1 protein-coding gene is annotated in these 678 nt (G+C 46.2%); it reads right to left on the bottom strand.

Going from position 1 to position 678, the window contains the following annotated elements; genetic code table 11:
• On the bottom strand, positions 1 to 502 hold a 502-nt coding region (locus tag A3729_RS01840), incomplete at its 3' end, for a hypothetical protein (protein WP_156497581.1).
• Positions 503 to 678 lie beyond the last annotated feature (176 nt).

Here is a 678-nt window from a genome sequence, read left to right as displayed (position 1 = left end):
GCTCTGATAGTGCATTTTCGGATTCGAGGTTATCTCCATCAACAGGGTCGATTTTTATAATGTTGTCTGTAATAGGGCTGGCATTCCAAAGATAATTCTCGGCAAAGGTTAAACCGCCACCGCCACAGTATTGACCGGCCGGTGTTGCACCGCAAGTAGGGATGGGGTTTCCGTCACTGTTAATTGGCGGATTATCTGTGTCTGTAAGGGGAAGGTTTAAATCACTATCACCGGCAGAAAATTGAAGCGCTCCTTCTTCGTCATAGACATCTTCTGGATAGACCCTGTAGATTCTGTCGGTGCCAAAATCGACGACCCAAAGGTAGCCGTCATGCATGGTGACGCCGTGGGGGGTGGAAGGGGTGCGACCATCACCACTGATGTTGTTAATGCTTAGTGTCGTTAGAATATTGCCAGGGTCACCCGGGGCCGAATAGGAAACTCCCGAGAACAATGAGATAAATAGAGAGGCAAAGGCGACCGCTAGCTTTAGCTTGTACATATTTATTATCCATAACGAATGAGGTATGAAAGTTCTTGGTCGCCTTACTGTTCCATGGCCTGAATTTCAAGTAAGGCTTCCAAGGCGGCGAATATAACGGCAATACTTACCTGAGTCTAATGAATGAGCGAAGCTGCTTAACAAACGGCGATATTTTTTTTCAAAAATTGAAATGG

It is taken from the genome of Oleiphilus sp. HI0043, assembly GCF_001634935.1.
Note: the sequence above shows the minus strand (reverse complement) of the source record. Positions and strands in the feature narration are given on the sequence as shown.